At 66.5% G+C, this 18,944-nt stretch carries 13 protein-coding genes; 8 read left to right on the forward strand and 5 right to left on the reverse strand.

The annotated features are described in order from the left end of the window. Nucleotides 1-309: 309 nt before the first annotated feature. The 3 genes from HNR60_RS15270 to HNR60_RS15280 all read right to left on the reverse strand — a co-directional run bounded on the left by HNR60_RS15270 (nt 310) and on the right by HNR60_RS15280 (nt 5,971). Nucleotides 310-3,471 carry an efflux RND transporter permease subunit gene (locus HNR60_RS15270; RefSeq protein WP_184258961.1) on the reverse strand — a complete coding sequence of 1,054 codons (3,162 nt, stop codon included), beginning with the start codon at nt 3,469-3,471 and terminating at the stop codon, nt 310-312. After that, complete coding sequence (locus HNR60_RS15275; RefSeq protein ID WP_184258963.1) at nt 3,471-4,307, reverse strand: efflux RND transporter periplasmic adaptor subunit; 837 nt, start codon at nt 4,305-4,307, stop codon at nt 3,471-3,473. Before HNR60_RS15275 ends, HNR60_RS15270 begins: the two co-directional genes overlap by 1 nt. 221 nt (nt 4,308-4,528) lie before the next feature. Beyond that, nucleotides 4,529-5,971, reverse strand: coding sequence for a caspase family protein (locus tag HNR60_RS15280; protein ID WP_184258965.1), 1,443 nt, complete (start codon nt 5,969-5,971; stop codon nt 4,529-4,531). 233 nt (nt 5,972-6,204) lie between these two features. Between HNR60_RS15280 and HNR60_RS15285 the strand changes: the two genes are divergently transcribed. The 5 genes from HNR60_RS15285 (at nt 6,205) to fahA (ending at nt 12,136) form a co-directional block, all read left to right on the forward strand. After that, nucleotides 6,205-7,800: an FAD-dependent oxidoreductase gene (locus tag HNR60_RS15285; RefSeq protein WP_184258967.1), complete on the forward strand. Its 1,596-nt coding sequence runs from the start codon at nt 6,205-6,207 to the stop codon at nt 7,798-7,800. 280 nt (nt 7,801-8,080) lie between these two features. After that, nucleotides 8,081-8,284, forward strand: a complete 204-nt coding sequence (locus tag HNR60_RS15290) for a DUF2783 domain-containing protein (protein WP_184258969.1) — start codon at nt 8,081-8,083, stop codon at nt 8,282-8,284. A 262-nt stretch (nt 8,285-8,546) separates the two neighbouring features. After that, nucleotides 8,547-9,500, forward strand: coding sequence for an MBL fold metallo-hydrolase (locus tag HNR60_RS15295; protein WP_184258971.1), 954 nt, complete (start codon nt 8,547-8,549; stop codon nt 9,498-9,500). Nucleotides 9,501-9,524: 24 nt separating this feature from the next. After that, entirely contained in the window at nt 9,525-10,871 is a 1,347-nt protein-coding gene (gene hmgA / locus HNR60_RS15300) for a homogentisate 1,2-dioxygenase (protein ID WP_184258973.1), read from the forward strand. Then, on the forward strand, nt 10,871-12,136 hold the full coding sequence (gene fahA, locus HNR60_RS15305) for a fumarylacetoacetase (RefSeq protein WP_184259117.1): 1,266 nt from the start codon (nt 10,871-10,873) through the stop codon (nt 12,134-12,136). Before hmgA ends, fahA begins: the two co-directional genes overlap by 1 nt. A 177-nt stretch (nt 12,137-12,313) precedes the next feature. Here fahA and hisS read toward each other — a convergent pair whose 3' ends face one another. Further along, nucleotides 12,314-13,957: a histidine--tRNA ligase gene (gene hisS / locus HNR60_RS15310; protein WP_184259120.1), complete on the reverse strand. Its 1,644-nt coding sequence runs from the start codon at nt 13,955-13,957 to the stop codon at nt 12,314-12,316. Nucleotides 13,958-14,178: 221 nt separating this feature from the next. Here hisS and aptA point away from each other — a divergent pair, with 221 nt between their 5' ends. The 3 genes from aptA to HNR60_RS15325 all read left to right on the forward strand — a co-directional run bounded on the left by aptA (nt 14,179) and on the right by HNR60_RS15325 (nt 18,061). Continuing rightward, entirely contained in the window at nt 14,179-15,522 is a 1,344-nt protein-coding gene (gene aptA / locus HNR60_RS15315) for an omega-aminotransferase AptA (RefSeq protein ID WP_184258975.1), read from the forward strand. Between the two features lie 202 nt (nt 15,523-15,724). Continuing rightward, nucleotides 15,725-17,191 (forward strand): EAL domain-containing protein, encoded by a 1,467-nt coding sequence (locus tag HNR60_RS15320; protein ID WP_184258977.1) that lies wholly within the window; start codon nt 15,725-15,727, stop codon nt 17,189-17,191. A gap of 15 nt (nt 17,192-17,206) precedes the next feature. Then, nucleotides 17,207-18,061, forward strand: a complete 855-nt coding sequence (locus HNR60_RS15325) for a TIGR01459 family HAD-type hydrolase (protein ID WP_184258979.1) — start codon at nt 17,207-17,209, stop codon at nt 18,059-18,061. A gap of 228 nt (nt 18,062-18,289) precedes the next feature. Here HNR60_RS15325 and HNR60_RS15330 read toward each other — a convergent pair whose 3' ends face one another. Beyond that, on the reverse strand, nt 18,290-18,685 hold the full coding sequence (locus tag HNR60_RS15330) for a response regulator (RefSeq protein ID WP_184258981.1): 396 nt from the start codon (nt 18,683-18,685) through the stop codon (nt 18,290-18,292). Nucleotides 18,686-18,944 lie beyond the last annotated feature (259 nt).

Raw genomic sequence — 18,944 nt, forward strand, 5'->3', positions numbered from 1 at the left:
CATCGGCTGCTCCATCCGAATCGGGAGCCTCCTTCAGAATCAATTTCCCTCCGCTTCGCAACAGCTTACAAATTCCCACATGCGATTCCCCTGCCTTGCGGGGAGGGGTCGGGGGTGGGGGGCTCCGAGCACGACGCTTGTCCCTCTGATGGATAGTTGGCTTGCCGACGCGATGCGACCGAACGCCGATTAGCGGGACCCGACCGCGCCCCCCCACCCCCAACCCCTCCCCGCAAGGGGGAGGGGAGCGCGCTGCCGGTGGCGCGGCGTTGCGATTCTACTCACTACCTTCGCCAGAACGACGGTGCATTACTTCCGCCAGCGCGGCGGCGCTTTCGCTGCGCTCGGATCGTCCACATAGCCGGGCGTGGCCGGCTGCGCCACCGGGGCGGCCGGCGGCGCCGCTTCGTCGTGATGCGTGTTGAGCAGCCGCTTGCCGAAGCGCCACGACAATTGCCCGATATCGTCCATCAGCATGAACATCGCCGGCACGAAGATCAGCGACAGCACCGTGGAGAACAACAGCCCGCCGATCACCGCCAGCGCCATCGGCGAGCGGAATTCGCCGCCGGCGCCGAACGCCAAAGCGCTCGGCATCATGCCGGCGACCATCGCCACCGTGGTCATCACGATCGGCCGCGCCCGCTTGATGCCGGCGTCGATCATCGCGGCTTCGCGCTGCTCGCCGTTACGGATCGATTCCACCGCGAACTCCACCAGCATGATGGCGTTCTTGGTGACGATGCCCATCAGCATCAAAATGCCGATCCACACCGGCGTGGTGAGTTGTTTGCCGGTGATCAAGAGCGCCGCGATGGCGCCGCCGATCGACAGCGGCAGCGAGAACAGGATGGTGATCGGCTGCAGGAAGGTGCCGAACAGCAGCACCAGCACCGCATAGACCATCATCAGCCCGGCCGAGATTGCGGTTGCGAAGCCGTCGGACAATTCGTTGAGGCTCTCGGCGTCGCCGGACTGCTTGACGCTGATAGTCTTCGGCAGCGTCTTCATCACCGGCAGATCGTAGATCTTCTTCAGCGCGTCGCCGAGCGCCGCGGTTCCGACCAGGTCGGCGGCGACGGTGGCCTGGCGCTCGCGGTCGTAGCGGTTGATGCTGGTCGGGCCCTGATCGAATTTGACGTCGGCCACCACCGATAAGGGAACTCCGCCGCGGCCGCCGCCGGTCGGCACCCGCAATTGCTCCAGCACCTGCAGATCGCCGCGGGCGCCGTCGGCGAGCTGCACCCTGATCGGCACCAGCCGATCTCCGGCGTCGAATTTCGCCAGCGCCGGGCCGACGTCGCCGATGGTAGCGACGCGGATGGTTTCCGACAGGCTCTCGGTGGAGACGCCGAGCCGTGCTGCGAGATCGGCGCGCGGCAGGATGCGCAATTCCGGGCGATCCAGCGAGGTTTCCGAGATCACATTGGCGATGGTCGGAATCCGCTTCATCTGGCTCGCAAGCTCCTGGGCGACGTTGCCGACGACGTTGCCGTCGAGCCCGGTGACCACCAGCGCGATGGCGCGCAGCCCATTCTCGTCGAGGAACCAGTAGCGGATGTCCGGCACCGCCTCGAGCTCCTTGCCGATCGACAGCTCGAGCTCGCGCTGGGTGATGGAGCGGTCGCCCTTCGGCGTGTAGTTGATGATCAGCGCGGCGCGGCGCACCTCGAAAATGCCGGGCGGCACCCGGCCGCCGTCGACGAACACGCTGCGCACTTCCGGGCGCTTGCGAAGGCGCGCCACGATGTCCTCGGTGGTCTGTTCGGTGAAGGCGAGCTGCGAGCCCGGCGGCAATTCCACCGCGAGCAGGGAGCGCGCGGAATCCTGCGCCGGCAGGAAGCCCTGCGGCAACAGCTGAATGCTGGCGATCGAGGCGGCGAACACGCCGACGCCGAGCAGCACGGTGATGAAATAATGCCGCACCGACCAGGTGACGAGTTTTGTGTAGGTGCGCAGCACTAGGCCGGGCGGCTTGTCGTCGTGCGGATGATCCTTCAAGAAATACGCCGCCAGCACCGGGGTGACGAACCGCGCCGCCAGCAGCGAGAAGAAAACCTGCACCGAGACGGTGATGCCGAACTGCTTGAAGAACTGCCCGGCGATGCCGGACATGAAACTGGCGGGCGCAAAGATCGCGATGATGGTGAGCGAGATCGCGATCACCGCGAGCCCGATTTCATCGGCGGCTTCGAGCGCCGCGCGATACGGCGATTTGCCCATCCGGATGTGGCGGACGATGTTTTCGATCTCGACGATGGCGTCGTCGACCAGGATGCCGGTCGATAGCGTGATCGCGAGGAAGCTCACCAGGTTCAGCGAGAAGCCGAGCAGGTCCATCGCCCAGAACGCCGGGAAGATCGACAGCGGCAGCGAGATCGCGGCGATCACGGTGGCGCGGAAATCGCGCAGGAACAAAAACACCACGATCACCGCCAGGATCGCGCCTTCGAACAGCGTCGAGATCGCGGCTTCGTAATTGCCCTTGGTGTAGTCCACCGACGTATCGATCAGCTTGAGGTCGACGTCGGGATACTGCGCCTTCAAGGCGTCGATGCGCTTCTGCACCGCGGCCGCCACCACGACGTCGCTGGCGCCCTTGGAGCGCTTGATGCCGAGCGCCACCACCGGCTCGCCGTTGAAGCGCGCGAAGGTGCGGCGGTCGGCGATGGTGTCGGTGACGGTGCCGAGGTCGTCGAGCCGGATCTCGCCGCCGGCCGGCAGACTGATCATGGTGCCGGCGAGGTCGTTCAGGGTCTTGGCACCGGCCAGCGTCCGGATCGCCTGGTCGTTGCTGCCGATTTCGGCGCGACCGCCGGCGAGGTCGACATTGCTGCCGCGCAGCCGATGGCTGACATCGACCGCGGTCAGTCCCGCGGCCTGCAGCCGGTCGGGATCGAGCGAGACCAGGATCTCGCGCTCGACGCCGCCGATCCGCTCGACCTGCGCGACGTTGCGCACGCCCTGCAGCGCGCGCTTCACCACGTCGTCGACGAACCACGACAATTGTTCGGGGGTCTTGCCGGGCGAGATCGCCGCATAGGTGACGATCGGCAGCCCGATCACGTCGACGCGCTGGATCAGCGGCTCGTTGACGTTCTGCGGCAGTTGGCTGCGCACCCGGGTGATGGCGTCCTTGACGTCGTTGAGCGCGCGGTCGGTGTTGGTTTCAAGGGCGAACTGGATGGTGGTCAGCGACAGCCCGTCGGTGATCGAGGAGGCGATATGGCGCACGCCTTCGACGCCGGAGACGCCGTCCTCGATGGTCTTGGTGACTTGCGCCTCGAGTTCGGCCGGTGCTGCGCCGAACTGCGACACCGACACCGAGATCACCGGAATGTCGGCGTTCGGCAGTCGGGTGATCGCGAGCTTGGTGAACGAGACCCAGCCCAGCGCCAACAGGATGATCGAGAACACGATCGAGGGCAGCGGGTGGCGGATCGACCAGGCCGAGATGTTCATGCGGGCCATCAGCGCACCCGCGTCCGCTCGAGGTCGTCGGCGAGCAGCGGCTTGATGGTGTCGCCGTCGTGCAGCGAAGTGCCGGCGTCGGCGACCACGAGGTCGCCCTCCTTGAGGCCTTCGAGAATTTCGATCGAACTGTCCGAGGTGAGCCCGACCCGCACCTTGCGGGTCTCCACGACGTTGCCCTTCACCACCTGCACGGCGAGACGATCGACCGCGGTGCGCGGGATCGCCACGCCGCAGCTGCGCCTGGCGTCGATAGTGGCGCGGGCGAAAGTGCCGACCTTGAGGTCTTGGGTGTTGGAGAGCGACAGCCGGACGTGGCCGAGCTGGGTGGCGCGGTCGAGCTGCGGCGCCGCCAGCCGCACCTTGCCGACCAGGTCAGCGCCGTCGTCGCGCGAGATCCGCGCCGGCGCGCCGGGCGAGAGCTTCAGCGCGTGAATGCCCGGCACCTCGACGTCGAGTTCGACCTCGCCTTTCACCGCGATCCGCAGCATGGGGCCCGCCTGCGGCGAGGCCGGCGCGCCGACCTGCGTGGCGATCTGGGTGACCAGGCCCGCGGCCGGCGCGCGCAGCGACTTTGCGCCGGTGAGCCGGATCAGCTCCTGGTTCTCGGTGACGCTGTCGCCCTCGCGCACCAGAATCTCGGTGACGCGCGATCCTTCTTGATCGGCAACGACGACGGCCTCGCGGCGCGGCACCACAAAGCCGGTGACCCGCACCATGTCGGAGAAGCAGGCGTTGCCGGCGCGGGCGACGATCACTTGGGCAGTGGCCGCAGGCTGGTCGGCCTGGGCGTTTGCGCGCGCGACTGCGGAGAGGCATAGCAAGGCGGACAGCATCGCGACTGCGATCGAGGATGGAAATCGGAACGCATGCTCACGCTCAGTCGCGGGCAGAGCGGGTCTCGGAACTGTCAGCATCGAAACCCCGTCAACAAGTCTGGCATGCGGCGGTGTGCGTCGGCAATCTACACAGCGGCCCAACACCGGCCAAGAGATGCCCGACAAAAAACGCCGGGTGGCGGTCGCCGGCGCGGTCGAACCGCGACGTATCAAATTGCTCAGCGCACGCCATAGCCGGCGAATTCCTGCACGATGTTGGGGTCCATCGCCTTGGCATTGGCGACGTCGAGATCGCCCTCGGCGGCCGCACCATTGCGCTGCTTGGCGAGGCCGCGGCCGTATAGCGACGAGGTCAGCCGCGGATCGATCTTCAGCGCGGCGTCGAAATCGGCGATCGCGTTCTTGGTCTGGCCGTTCTTCAGGTTGACCAGGCCGCGACTGTCGAGTGCATCGGCGAAATTCGGCCGCAGCCGCAGCGCCTCGTTGCAGTCCTTCAGCGCGGCGGTCAGGTCGCCGATCACGGTGCGCACCCAGCAGCGATTGTTGTAGGCCTCGACGTCGCGCGGGTTGAGCTTGATGGTGGCGTCGAAATCCTGCACCGCCAGCGCATAGGCGCCCTTGCTGGCGTAGACCTGGCCGCGGCGATACAGCGCGTTGGCGTCCTCCGGATTGTCGGCGAGCTTGTCGCTGAGCGCCTTGATGGTGGGGTCTTCGGCGAGCGCCAATTCGCTGCTGTTGCCGTCAGGCGCGGCCTGCGGTGCGGCGGCGGGCTGCTCCGGCGGTTTGGCGGCGGGCGGCGGCGCTGCGGGTTTGGCGATTTCGATCGGCGCAGGCTGCGCCGGCACCGCGGCGGGCGTCGGCGGTTCGATGCTCGGCGGCAGCGGCGGCGCGTTCAGCGCCACGGTGGGGCGCGGCGCCAGCGAGAATTCTTCGGTCAGCGACGACGACACCCACGGCACCTGTTCGCTTTTCGAAGCCCGATTGATGGCGAGCCTGGTGCGGTTCAGCGTGTCCTCGACGCTCGGCGCCGGCGCGCGCAGCGCCTTGAGCAATTCGGCCACGAACAGGCCGTGCTCGCCGCCATTGTCGCTGACCACCGAACTCAGCGCCGCCGAATACATCACCAGGCTGCCGTTCGGCGCGATCACCGGCGCAAGCCCGGCGGAAAAGCTGCGGAACCTGCGCTCGAACGGGTTGCGCCGCGACGCATCGAGCAGCGCCACCTTGATGCCGGCGCCGCGGCTGTGGATCTCGCCGAGCACGGTTTCGAGGCTGACGCCGTCGCGGCGCACGTCGGGCTCGGTCCAGATCTGCGCGTCGACCGGGATCAGGTAGCTCTGCCGATTGGACTGAATGCCGAAGCCGCTGAAGAACAACAGCGCCACCGAGCCCGGCTTGACCCGGTCGTACAGCCGATCGAAGGCGCGGCGCATCGCCTCGCCGCCCAGATTCTCGCCGACCTCGACGTCGAAGCCGGCGCGCTTCAATTCCTCGCCGAGCTCGCGGGCGTCGTTGATCGGTTCCTTGAGCGGCCGGTCGCTATCGGGATATTTCGCGTTGCCGATCACCAGCGCTACCCGCGCGCCCGGCTCCGCGGCCCAAGCTGTGAGTGGCGACATCGCCAGGGACAGGATCGCAACCAAAGCGAGGCCAATTCTCATTCGACGCGGGTCCAAACTGATGGGCGCCGAACGGCTTGCGGCGCGGTGAGCTTACGTGACGCAACCGGCATTATCAAACGGCGCCGCCCGGCGCCGTCAACCGCGCCGGCCGGCCGACGCCGCGGTTGCGTCGCGCGGCTTCTGCGGCCAAGATGCATCAAAACTAAGACCAACACAGGGTGGAAACTTCAATGACGGCGTTTGCGGTTCTGCAGCGCGAGCGGGCCTGAACGATGGCGCCGGCCGCGTTCGGCTATCGACGCCATCCCGATCAGGATCGGCATGATCCCGCGCGGCACCCCGTCGTGGTGGTCGGCGCGGGTCCGGTCGGGCTGTCGCTTTCGATCGATCTGGCGCAGCGCGGTCAATCCGTAGTGCTGCTCGACGACGCCGACCGGATCGGCGAGGGCTCGCGCGCGATCTGCTTTTCCAAACGCTCGCTGGAAGTCTGGGACCGGCTCGGCGTCGCCGACCGTATGCTCGACAAGGGCGTGATCTGGCAGGTCGGCAAGATCTTTTTGCGCGACGCCATGGTGTATCGGTTCGATCTATTGCCGGAGAGCGGCCACAAGATGCCGGCCTTCATCAACTTGCAGCAATACTACGCCGAGGCTTTCCTGCTCGACCGCGTGCAGCAGCTGCCGGCCATCGACCTGCGCTGGCGCAACAAGGTGACCGGGCTCGCGCAGCACAATGATCACGCGGTGCTGACCATCGCGACGCCGGACGGTGAGTACCGGCTGGCTGCGGACTATGTGGTGGCCTGCGACGGCGCGCGCTCGGCGCTGCGCGGCCTGGTCGGCGCCGAGTTCGAAGGCGAGGTGTTCGAGGATCAGTTCCTGATCGCCGACGTCAAGATGCAGGCCGAGTTTCCGACCGAGCGCTGGTTCTGGTTCGACCCGCCGTTCCATTCCGGGCAGTCGGCGCTGCTGCACCGCCAGCCGGACAATGTCTGGCGCATCGATCTGCAGATCGGCGCCGACGCCGATGCGGCGGTCGAACGCCAGCCGGAAAACGTCCGGCCGCGGATCGAGCGAATGCTCGGCCATGGCGACTTCTCGTTCGAATGGATCTCGGTCTACAAATTCCAATGCCGGCGGATGCAGCGGCTGTTGCACAGCAGGGTGATCTTCGCCGGCGACAGCGCGCATCAGGTGTCGCCGTTCGGCGCCCGGGGTGCCAATTCCGGGCTGGAGGACGGCGAGAATCTGGCCTGGAAGCTCGATCTGGTATTGCGCGGGAAGGCTGGCGCCGCGTTGCTTTCCAGCTACGACGTCGAGCGCGGCCAGGCCGCCGACGACAACATCCGCGCCTCCACCCGCTCGACCGATTTCATCGCACCGCACTCGGCGCAGGAACGAAGGCTGCGCGGCGCGGTGTTGCAGCTCGCCAAGGAGGCGGATTTCGCCAAGCGCATGGTCAATGCCGGACGGCTGTCGGTGCCGTCGGTCTATGATAGTCCGCTGTCGACGCCCGATGCCGAGGCGTGGGCCGGCGGGCCAAAGCCCGGCGCGTCTATGATCGACGCGCCGCTGGCGCGCACTGACGGCGCCGCCTGCTATCTCAGCGATGCGTTCGTTGCCGCCGGGCGCGGCTTCACGCTGCTGCACGCCGCCAACGGCGCGGCGTTGCCGGACGGCGTCGGCGAGATCCGGATCGGCCGCGACGCGCCCTTGCGCGATAACGCCGGGCATTTCGCGCAACGTTACGATGCGTCGCCGGGGGCCGCCTATCTGCTGCGCCCCGACGGTTACGTCGCCGCGCGCTTCAAACAACCGACGCCGGCCGCGCTCGACGCCGCGCTGGCGCGGGCGAGGGGACAAGCATGAGGAATTTGCTGCATCCTTTCGCGACATTGGTTCAGCCGCGCCGCGCGCGCGGCCTCACCTCTCCCCGCTCCGCGGGGAGAGGTCGATCCGGCGTAGCGTTAGCGAAGCCGGATCGGGTGAGGGGCCTGGCAGTGCGCCCGAGTGATCGTTGGACGATGCTGGTCAGCAGAGCCCCTCACCCCACCCCTCTCCCCGCAAGAGCGGGGCGAGGGAGCCGGCCGCAACCGTGGCGAAGGCCGTGCGCCAAGCTGGTCGTCCGAGCGAACGCCGAGAACGCGCGATGACGCTGTCGACCACGTCGAATTTCGCCGACCCCGATGCCGCCTATCGGCTGATCGTCGAGGCGCATCGCGGGCTCAGCGACGAGCAGAGCGCCGCACTCGACGCCGCCCTGGTGCTGACGCTCGCCAACCACATCGGCGATCTCGGCGTGCTACGCGAGGCGGTGGAGCTGGCGAAGCGCGGCGTGGTGGGGGAGGGATGAGGCTTCGATGAAGCAAGCTGCGTGGAAAAGCTGCTGTCCGAGCACCGCCTTCACCTCTCCCCGCGCGCGGGGAGAGGTCGACTTTGACGCGCGTCAGCGCGGCGAAGTCGGGTGAGGGGGCGCCAGAGTTCAAACGCGACGCCCCCTCACCCGACCCGGCTTCGCTCCGCTTCGCCGGGCCACCCTCTCCCCGCAAGCGGGGCGAGGGAAGAGCTGCCGCGCCGCAGCTATCAAATTCAACGTCGTAAAGGAATGACACCTGATGACCAAAGGTTTCGCATCCACCACCGACATGGCGGAGAAGGCCATCACGTTTTCGGAGATCGGCCCCGATCTCTACGCCTTCACCGCCGAGGGCGATCCGAACTCCGCGGTGATCGTCGGCGAGGACGGTTGCATCGTGTTCGACGCCCAGGCGACGCCGGCGATGGCGGGCAAGGTGATCGAGCGGGTCCGCGCCGTCACCGACCAGCCGATCAAATACGTCGTGCTGTCGCATTACCACGCGGTGCGCGTGCTCGGCGCCTCGGCCTATGACGCGCAGGGCATCGTCGCATCGCAAGAAACTCATCGGCTGATCGAAGAGCGCGGCCAGCAGGATTGGGATTCCGAATTCGGCCGGTTTCCGCGGCTGTTTCAGGACGCCGAGAGCATTCCCGGACTGACCTGGCCGACGCTGACCTTCGAGGGCGAGATGTCGATCTATCTCGGCAAGCGCGAGGTGCGGCTGCTGCAGCTCGGCGCCGGCCACACCTCCGGCGATATCGTCGCCTGGGTGCCGGACGCCGAGGTGATGTTTTCCGGCGACCTGATCGAATATCATTCGGCGTGCTATTGCGGCGACGCTTACTTGCGCGACTGGCCGAGCACGCTGAACGAAATCCGCGAATTCAACCCGAAGGCGATCGCGCCCGGCCGCGGCGCCGCGCTGACGGGCCTCGACACCACCCGCGAGGCGATCGCGATGACCCGCGACTTCGTCGGCTCGTTGTATGGCGCCGCCGAACTCGCGGTCGCCAAGGGCCGTCCGCTGAAGGACACCATGGCGGCGTGCCGCGAGGTGATGGATCCGAAGTTTTCCAGCTTTGCGATCTACGAACATTGCCTGCCGTTCAACGTCTCGCGCGCCTTCGACGAAGCCTCCGGCATCGAAGACCCGGTGATCTGGACCGCGGAGCGCGACCGCGAGATGTGGGCGGCGCTGCAAGGCGGATGATCCGCAAACCACACGGAGGATGCCATGAACATCACCACCGCTCCTGAGATCATCAATCGCGCCGCGCAGGGCATCACCCCGGGCTACATGTCGGGCTTCGGCAATTCGTTCGAAACCGAGGCGCTGCCCGGCGCGCTGCCGCTCGGGCGCAACTCGCCGCAGCGCGCGCCCTACGGGCTCTATGCCGAGCAATTGTCGGGCTCGCCGTTCACCGCGCCGCGCGGCAGTAACGAGCGCTCCTGGCTGTATCGGATCCGGCCCTCGGTGCAGCACTCCGGCCGCTTCGAGAAAGCCGAGGCCGGGCTGTGGCGCTCCGCGCCCTGCCATGAGCACGACATGCCGATCGCGCAATTGCGCTGGGACCCGCCGCCGCTGCCGCAAGCCGCGCAGACGTTTCTGCAAGGTGTCGAGACCATGACCACGGCGGGCGACGTCAATACGCAAGCCGGCATGGCCGCGCACATGTACTTGATCAGCGCGTCGATGGTGAACCAGCATTTCTACGACGCAGACGGCGAGTTGATGTTCGTGCTGCAGCAGGGCGGCCTGCGGCTTGTCACCGAATTCGGCGTGATTAGCGCACAGCCCGGCGAGATCGTGGTGATCCCGCGCGGCGTCAAATTCCGCGTCGAGCTGATCGACGGGCCGGCGCGCGGCTATCTGTGCGAGAATTACGGCGGCGCCTTCACGCTGCCGGAGCGCGGCCCGATCGGCGCCAATTGCCTGGCCAACGCGAGGGACTTCCTGACGCCGGTGGCGGCCTATGAAGATAGCGATCAACCCACCGAGCTGTTCGTCAAATGGGGCGGCGCGTTGTTCAAGACCAGCCTGCCGCATTCGCCGATCGACGTGGTGGCCTGGCACGGCAACTACGCGCCGTATAAATACGATTTGCGGACGTTTTCGCCGGTCGGCGCGATCGGCTTCGACCATCCCGATCCGTCGATCTTCACCGTGCTGACCTCGCCGTCGGAAACCCCCGGCACCGCCAATATCGACTTCGTGATCTTCCCGGAGCGTTGGATGGTGGCGGAGAATACGTTCCGCCCGCCGTGGTATCACATGAACATCATGTCGGAATTCATGGGGCTGATCTACGGCGTGTACGACGCCAAGCCGCAGGGCTTTCTGCCCGGCGGCGCGTCGCTGCACAACATGATGCTGCCGCACGGCCCGGACCGCGACGCATTCGATCATGCCTCGAACGGCGAGCTGAAGCCGGTGAAGCTCACCGGCACCTTGGCGTTCATGTTCGAGACCCGCTATCCGCAGCGCGTCACCGCGCACGCGGCGACCTCCGGCACGCTGCAGAGTGATTATTCCGAGTGCTGGCGCGGGCTGCAAAAGCGCTTCGATCCGACTCGGCCGTGATGCATCCCAACGATCCCAGTCTGCGTTCGTTCGTTACGGTCGATCCGCGCTCGGATTTTCCGATCCAGAACCTGCCCTACGGCGTGTTTTCGACGGCCTCGCAGCCGTCGCCGCGCATTGGTGTTGCGATCGGCGAGTTCGTGCTCGATCTCGCAGCGTTAGCGAGCGCGGGGCTACTCGACGTGCCGGGCGATGTGTTCGCGCAAGGCGCGATCAACGGCTTCATGGCGCTCGGGCTGGAGGCGTGGTCGGCGACGCGGGCGCGAATCAGCGAAGTGCTGCGCCATGACAATCCGGAACTGCGCGACGACGCCGCGCTGCGCGCCCGCGCAATCATTCCACAACGCGACGTGACGCTGCATCTGCCGCTGCAGGTCGCGGGCTTCACCGATTTCTATTCGTCGAAACAGCACGCGACAAATGTCGGGGCGCTGTTTCGCGACAAGGCCGATCCGTTGTTGCCGAACTGGCTGCACATCCCGATCGGCTACAACGGCCGCGCTTCGACGGTGGTGGTGTCCGGCACCGCGATCCGCCGGCCGCATGGGCAATTGAAAGACCTGGGCGACGCCGGCCCGCGCTTTGCGCCGAGCCGGCGGCTCGACTTCGAGCTCGAAATCGGCGTGGTGATCGGGCAAGCGTCCGAGCTCGGCGAGCGGCTCAGCGAGGCGCAGGCCGAAGCCATGATCTTCGGCTTCGTGCTGCTGAACGACTGGAGCGCGCGCGACATCCAGCAATGGGAATACGTGCCGCTCGGCCCGTTCCAGGGCAAGGCGTTCGCCACCTCGATCAGCCCGTGGATCGTGACCCGCGAGGCGCTGGAGCCGTTTCGGGTGCAGGGGCCGGCGCAGGAACCGGCGCCGCTGGACTATCTGGCGCAACGCGGGGCCAACAACTACGACCTCGCGCTGCAGGTTGATCTGCGCACGCCCGCGATGGCGGCGCCGGCCACGATCTGCGCTACGAATTTCAAATATATGTATTGGTCGTCGGTGCAGCAGCTGATGCACCATGCCTCAAGCGGCTGCGCGATGCGGGTCGGCGATCTGCTCGGCTCCGGCACCATCAGCGGCCCGGGGCCGCGGGAGCGCGGCAGCCTGTTGGAGATCAGCTCGAACGGCGCCGAGCCGCTGGCGTTGCCGGGCGGCGAGCGGCGTAGCTTTCTCGAGGACGGCGATTCGGTGTCCTTGCGCGGCTGGTGCGAACGCGACGGCCTGCGCATCGGCTTCGGCGCGGTGGAGGGCACGGTGCTGCCGGCGAAGTAATGCGTTCGAGCATACAACGCCGTCATTCCGGAGCGCGAGCAGCTTTAGCTGCGAGCGAGCCCGGAATCCATAATCACCGCAGGGAGTATGGATTCCGGACTTGCTCGTTCTTACGAACTCGCAATCCGGAATGACGGCTTACTTTGGTTTGGACGCTTGCGAACCGCCGGCCCGGCGTTAGCTCCAGCGCACGTCGTGCTTGGCGAGGATGCGGCGGACCTCGTCGACGAGGTCGGCTTCCGGCACCTTGCGCTGCGCCTCGGCCTGCTTTTGCAGATATTCCTCGCGGTCCTTTTCCAGCGACGCCAGTTCGGCGCCGAGCATGAGGTCCTTGACGATGATCTGCGCGCCGTCGGGATCGTTCTTCTCGTCCGAGCCCTGGATGATCACGCAAGGCGAATTGCGCTTGTCGGCGTATTTGAGCTGGTTGCCCATGTTCTTCGGATTGCCGAGATAGAGCTCGGCGCGGATGTTTTCCGCGCGAAGGCGCGCGACCATCTTCTGATAGTCCGCAACGCGGTCGCGGTCGAACACCGTGACCACCACGGGGCCGGGCTGCGGCCTGGTGTCGAGCTTGCCGAGCAGCGTCAATGCGGCCTGCAGGCGCGAGACGCCGATCGAGAAGCCGGTGGCCGGCACCGGCTCGCCGCGGAAGCGCGAGACGAGGCCGTCATAGCGCCCGCCGCCGCCGACCGAACCGAACCGCACCGGGCGGCCCTTCTCGTCCTTGGTGTCGAGCAAGAGTTCAACTTCGTAGACCGGGCCGGTGTAGTATTCGAGGCCGCGGACGACGGAGGGATCGATAATCACCCGATCACCATAGCCCGACTTATCGATGATATCATTTATTGCAACGAGATCTGCCACGCCTGCATCGACTAGAGGATGGCTTGGCAGGAGTAGTTTGAGATTCTCAATTGTATTGCTGTTGTCCGGATCACGGTACTCTGTCTGCCCGTTTTTGAGCAGTACAACAGTTTTCATTCTAATTTCGATCGCGCCGTTTGATTGCTCGACCGGAACAACCTGGGCCGGACGATACGTCAAGAAGATGGCGAAGCTAGCGATTTGCGCACGGCTTAATTCTGCACCTTTTGTGAAGTCGCCTTTCCCCTCTTCGCCGCCATCCCATCGGCCGACTCCGAGTAGCTTCTCAACTTCCGCAGCCGCAAACTTGTCCGCCTTATCGATCGCCCTTAACACCGTAAGCCTTCGCCCCGCATTCTCCTCGCCGCCGAGGCCAATGCTCTCCATCACCCCGTCGAGCACCTTCCGGTTATTCACCTTCACCACATAGCTGCCGCGCGGAATGCCCAGCGCTTCCATCGTGTCCGCAGCCATCATGCACATCTCGGCGTCGGCAGCCGCAGCCGAAGGTCCAGATTGCGCGGTGCCGATCGTGTCCGCATCAAATTGCATGAACTGGCGGAACCGGCCGGGGCCGGGCTTCTCGTTGCGATAGACGTAACCGAAGCGGTAGCTTCGATAGGGGAGAACGAGGTTCTCCGTGCCGTAGTTCTGCGCCACATAGCGCGCCAGCGGCGCGGTCAGGTCGTAGCGCAGCGAGATCCACTGCTCGTCGTCGTCCTGGAACGAGAACACGCCCTCGTTGGGGCGGTCCTGGTCGGGCAGGAACTTGCCGAGCGCGTCGGTGAATTCGAACGCCGGGGTCTCCACCGGCTCGAAGCCGTAGCGCTCATAGACCGCGCGGATGGTCTCGACCATGGCGCGGGTCGCCGCCAGTTCGGCCGGGCCGCGGTCGGCGAGGCCGCGGGGCAGCCGGGCGCGGAGTTTCTGGGGTTTTTTGGGTTTTTCAGCCATGGTCGCCTTCAATCTGAGGCCGGGTTGGTAGCAGCCGACCCCGCGCACAGCAAGCATGGGTTGTCTGATCCGGCGCAAATCCGCCGCGTTCGCAGCGGATATATGCCCCGCCGAAATAGATGGGCTGGCGGCGTTTCCGTGGGCCCGCGAAGCTGATAGCCTGTGCGTCGATCGCCGGCCTGCTTGGCCCGATGCGCCCCGCGCCCCCCATGAGGATCCCAATGCTCGACAAAAGCTCCGCGCCCGCCGTCAATGTGCCGAACGATCTGGCGGCCTTCTGGATGCCGTTCACCGCGAACCGCTCGTTCAAGCAGGCGCCGAAGATGATCGTCGGCGCCAAGGACATGCATTACGTCACCAGCGACGGCCGCAAGGTGATCGACGGCGCCTCCGGGATGTGGTGCAGCAACGCCGGCCACGGCCGCAAGGAAATTTCCGCTGCGATTGCCAAGCAGGCCGAGGAGCTGGATTTCTCGCCGCCGTTCCAGTTCGGCCAGCCGAAGGCGTTCGAGCTCGCCAGCCGGATCGTCGATCTGGCGCCCGCGGGGCTTGAGCAGGTGTTCTTCTGCAACTCGGGCTCCGAAGCCGCCGACACCGCGATGAAGATCGCCTTGGCCTATCACCAGATCCGCGGCGAGGGCGGGCGCACCCGCTTCATCGGCCGCGAGCGCGGCTATCACGGCGTCGGCTTCGGCGGCACCGCGGTCGGCGGCATCGGCGCCAACCGCAAGATGTTCGGCAGCCTGATCGCCGGTGTCGACCATCTTCCCGCCACCTATGACCGGGCCAAGCAGGCCTTCAGCATCGGCGAGCCGGAGTATGGCGCGCATTTCGCCGAGGCCCTCGAGGGTCTGGTGGCGCTGCACGGCGCCAATTCGATCGCCGCGGTGATCGTCGAGCCGATGTCGGGCTCCACCGGCGTGCTGCCGGCGCCGAAGGGCTATCTGAAGCGGCTGCGCGAGATCACCCAGAAGCACGGCATCCTGTTGATCTTCGACGAGGTGATCACCGGCTATGGCCGGCTCGGCTATGCCTTCGCCTCGGAGCGCTACGGGGTGACGCCGGATCTGTTGACCTTCGCCAAGGGCGTCACCAACGGCGCGGTGCCGATGGGCGGCGTGCTGGTGCGCGACGCCATCCACGACGCCTTCATGACCGGGCCGGAACACGCCTGCGAGCTGTACCATGGCTACACCTATTCGGCGCATCCGCTGGCCTGCGCCGCCGCCCTCGCCACGCTCGACATCTACCGCGATGAAAAGCTGTTCGAGCGATCGCTGAAGCTCGAGCCGGTCATGGCGCAGGCGATGATGTCGCTGAAGAACGAGCCGAATGTGGTGGACATCCGCACCGTGGGTCTCACAGCGGGCATCGACCTTGCGCCGCGCGCGGATGCGCCCGGCACCCGCGGCTATGACGCGCTGAACCGCGGCTTCCATGAGTTCGATCTGATGATGCGGATTTCCGGCGACACCCTGGCGCTGACGCCGCCGTTGATCGTCAGCGAGGAGCAGATCGGCGAAATCGCCGAGAAGCTGTCCAGGATCATTCGCGCGGTCGCCTGAAGCTCCTGTGGCCGGCGGACGAAAGCTGTGGACACGTCCGCCGAATCACCAATGATGGCGCAACAGTTGCGTCTGCTGCGCAGTCCGTAAGTGGAGGCCGGTTAACCACCGGAATGCGCGGCTTTTGTCATTTGGGGCATGGTTTGATGGCCAGCGTTCATCCACCTGGCCGGGCGATGCCTCGGAGAAACGTCCGCGTTCGATGATCCGTATTTCCACGATATTCATCGCCATCTGCATGGTGCTGGTCTCGGCCTCGCTCGGCATGGTGCTGTATTCGATGGCCCGGTTCAGCTTCGGCGAATCGGCGTTGGTGGCGATGACCACGCTGACCTTTCTGGTGCTGTACAACGCGGTGGCGATGCGGCTGCGCGACCGCAGCGACGTCTCCGGCCAGGTCGCCGATCTGTCGCGTGGCATCGCCGAGCTGGCGCGCCAGGTCGCCGAATTCAGCCGAAGGCTGTCGGCGCTGGAGGGCCGGGCGCCGGGCGCTCCCGCCGCTCACGGCCCGGACCAGATCCAGATCGTGCGCGACGAAATCAGCGAACTCGGCGCCATGGTCAAGCAGTTGGCCAACACCGTCGCCGGCCATGAGGATCTTTTGTCGGCCGCGCCGCCAGCGCCCGTCCGTGCGGAGCCGCCGGCGCCCCGACGAGAGGCGCCGCCGATCGTGGTGCCGCCGCGCGACGCCGAGCCGGTCGCCGCGCAGATCGCCCGCACCGTGATCGCCGAGCCGGCCGGCGAACCCGCCGCGGTGTCGCCGCCGGCGCCGCGCAGCGAGCCGCAGCTGGTCGCCGCGGTGAAGAACGCCATCGAGGCCAACCGCGTCGACATCTATCTGCAGCCGATCGTCTCGCTGCCGCAGCGCAAGGTGCGGTTCTACGAGGCGGTGACCCGGCTGCGCGACGACGCCGACAAGGTGCTGACCGCCGAGGAATTTTTGCCCGCCGCCGAGGCCGCGCAGCTGATGGGCAAGATCGATCACGCGCTGCTGCTGCGCTGCATGCAGGTGCTGCGAAGGCTGATGGTGCGCAACAAGGAGGTCGGCGTGTTCTGCAACATCGCCGCCTCGACGCTGGCCGACGCCGACACCTTCGGGCAATGCCTGGAGTTTCTCGAGGCCAACCGCGCGCAGGCCGGCTCCTTCATCATCGAGTTCAAGCAGGACGCGTTCCGCGCGCTGGGGCCGATGGAGATCGAACACGTCGCCGCCTTGGCGCAGCGCGGCTATCGCTTTTCGATCGATCACGTCACCGATCTGCGGTTCGATCCGCGCGACCTCGCCGACCGCGGCGTGCGCTTCATCAAGGTGCCGGCGGCGCTGATGCTGCAGAGCGAGACGCCGGCGGCGAACATCCATCCGGCGGATCTGTCCGACCTGCTCGGGCGGTTCGGCATCGATCTGATCGCCGAGCGGATCGAGGGCGAGCGCGCGGTGCTGGATCTGTTGGATTTCGACGTGCGGTTCGGGCAGGGCTTCCTGTTCGCGGCCCCGCGTCCGTTGCGGCCGGACGCCGCCACCGCCGGCCATGCGGCGACCGCGCCGGACCAGCAACAACGGGGCAGCAATGACATCGGCAAGGCCACGCGGACGGAGATCGGCCGCATCGAACCGAAGCGCGTCACCGGCAATGCCGCGCTGGTGCGCCGCGCCGCCGGCCCGAACTGAGCCGCGCAGCAGCCGATGACAACCTTGCGTTTTATCGAGCATCTCAGCGAGCTGGTGGCCGACGTCGACGTCGTGCTCAGCGACATCTGGGGCGTCGTGCACAACGGGCTGGAATCCTTCCCCGAGGCCTGCGCGGCGTTGAAGACCGCGCGCGCGGAGGGCCGCACGGTGATCCTGATTACCAACGCGCCGCGGCCCGCGGCTTCGGTGCAGCGGCAGCTGCGCAAGCTCGGCGTCGCCGACGACAGCTATGACGCGATCGTCTCGTCCGGCGATCTGACCCGCAATTTCGTCGCCGAACGCAGCGGCCAGTCGGTGTTCTGGCTCGGCCCACAGCGCGACAATTCGATCTATCGCGGGCTCGATCCGGTGTTCGCGCCGCTGGAGAGCGCCGACTATATCGTCTGCACCGGGCCGTTCGACGACGAGACCGAATCCGCCGAAGACTATCGGGTGATGATGGGGCAGGCGCTGCAGCGCAAGCTGACGCTGGTCTGCGCCAATCCCGACATCGTGGTGGAGCGCGGCGACCGGCTGGTGTATTGCGCCGGCGCGATCGCCGAACTGTATCGCGAGCTCGGCGGCGAGGTGATCTTCTACGGCAAGCCGCACCGGCCGATCTACGAGCGCACGCTGGCGATCGCGCAGGCGCTGCGCGGCGCGCCGGTGCCGTTGAACAGGGTGTTGGCGATCGGGGATTCGGTGCGCACCGATCTGGCCGGCGCGCAGGGCTTCGGCATCGACTGCCTGTTCGTGACCCGAGGCATTCACGCCGAGGCGTTCGAGGGGCTCGACGGGCTGGATGCGTTGCAGGTGCGCGAACTGTTCGGCCACCCGCCGCGGGCCTTGACCCGCGAATTGCGCTGGTAGGGTGGGGCCAAGCCACGCAGGCCCTACTTCCTCATGGGAGCCGGCTCTGCACCGGTGACGTTGCGAAAGTCACCGACCTCTCCGCGTCATGGCCGGGCTTGTCCCGGCCATCCACGGAAACAGGCAAGGCCTCCCGCGGGGGCGTGGATGGCCGCGACGAGCGCGGCCATGACGTGGTGAGCGAAGTGACGGACAGAATCGCCGCATTTGCGGCGAGCTTCCAGACTGTTACGCCGGCACGTGATCCGGGAATACGGCTTCGATCTTGGTCTTCAGCGTCGCGGCGTTGAACGGCTTGACGATGTAGTTGTTGACGCCGGCCTTCTTGGCGGCGATCACGTTCTCGGTCTTGGATTCCGCGGTGATCATGATGAACTTGGTCATCGCCAGATTGGGATCGGCGCGGACTTCCTTGAGCAGGTCGTAGCCGGTCATCGGCTCCATGTTCCAGTCCGAGATCACCAGGCCGTACTTCTTGGTGCGCATCTTGGCGAGCGCCGCCGAGCCGTCGCTGGCGTCGTCGATATCCTGGAAGCCCAGCTGCTTGAGCAGATTGCGAATGATGCGGATCATGGTGTTGTAGTCATCCACCACCAGAACCGGCATCGATAGGTCGACCGCCATCTTGAACTCCCACCGCGCACGACAGAGGTGCGTCGAAAATCAATGAACAACTGCCGGTTTGGCCGACACACCTGAAGACAAGACCGTGAGAACGACTTGCCTTCCTCAGAAGTCCAGAACTAGCACCGGCGGTTAAACAGCGCGTTAACCCCTCACGGCCGCCGCGCGGAGAACGAGCGCGGCGTCGCCCGGCGGCTGCGGAGCATGCGATCGGCGCGGCGTCCGCCGGGCCGGGGAGGCGGCGGAAACAGCCCTAACG

This window comes from Rhodopseudomonas rhenobacensis (assembly GCF_014203125.1).
Lineage (GTDB): Bacteria > Pseudomonadota > Alphaproteobacteria > Rhizobiales > Xanthobacteraceae > Rhodopseudomonas_A > Rhodopseudomonas_A rhenobacensis.